This is a genomic window from Pseudomonas sp. FW305-96, from assembly GCF_058783825.1.
Map to the genome: position 1 here is coordinate 1 of NZ_JBYSYW010000071.1, position 921 is coordinate 921.

1 protein-coding gene is annotated in these 921 nt (G+C 69.3%); it reads right to left on the reverse strand.

Annotation, left to right across the window (positions count from 1 at the left end):
- The coding region (locus tag AC3WL2_RS25775) for an AMP-binding protein (protein ID WP_492574043.1) at positions 1 to 921 on the reverse strand (921 nt) is incomplete at both ends.

A 921-nucleotide genomic window follows, 5' to 3' on the forward strand; every position in this document is an offset into this window, starting at 1 on the left:
GGCTGCGGCAGCGCACGGCGGTCGAGCTTGCCGTTGGCGGTCAGGGGCAACGCGTCCAGACGTACATAAGCCGACGGCAGCATGTAGTCCGGCAGCACACCTTGCAGGCGCTCGTGCAGTTCGCCGATGGCCGGGGCCTCGCCGGTGAAGTACGCCACCAGGCGTTTGTCTCCCGGCACGTCTTCGCGCACGATCACCGCCGCGTCACGCACACCCGGGCATTCGCCCAGACGCGCCTCGATCTCGCCCAGCTCGATACGGAAGCCACGCAGCTTGATCTGCTGGTCGGCGCGGCCCAGGTAACGCAGGGTGCCGTCGGCCTGCCAGCTGACCAGGTCGCCACTGCGGTACATCGTGCCGCCATTGAACGGGTCGGGCAGGAAGCGTTCGGCCGTGAGTTCCGGCTGGCCCAGGTAACCCAGGGCCACGCCGTCGCCGGCGATATACAGCTCGCCCACCGCCCCCACCGGCAGCAGTTGCTGGCGGGCATCGAGCACGTAGCAGCGGCTGTTGCCGATCGGTTTGCCGATCGGGATGCTGCCCTCGCCCACCGCGGTGATCTCGTGGGTGGTGCTGAAGGTGGTGGCCTCGGTCGGGCCGTAGCCATTGAGCAGGTGTTGCGGCGCGCCGTCACGCAGTACCCGGGCGATCACCGCCGGGTCCAGCACGTCGCCACCGACCATCAGGTAGCGCAGACCACGGAACGCCGGCAGCAGGTCGTCGGCGAACTGGTGGAACAGCCCGGCAGTCAGCCACAGCACCGTGACGCCCTGCTCCAGCAGCACCTCACGCAGGCCCTGGCGCGACAGCACCTGGTCCTGGTCGATCACCACCACCGCGCCACCGTTGAGCAGCGGCGCCCAGACTTCCAGCGTGCTGGCGTCGAACGCCGGGTTGGAGGCAAAGGCCACGCGGTCCTGG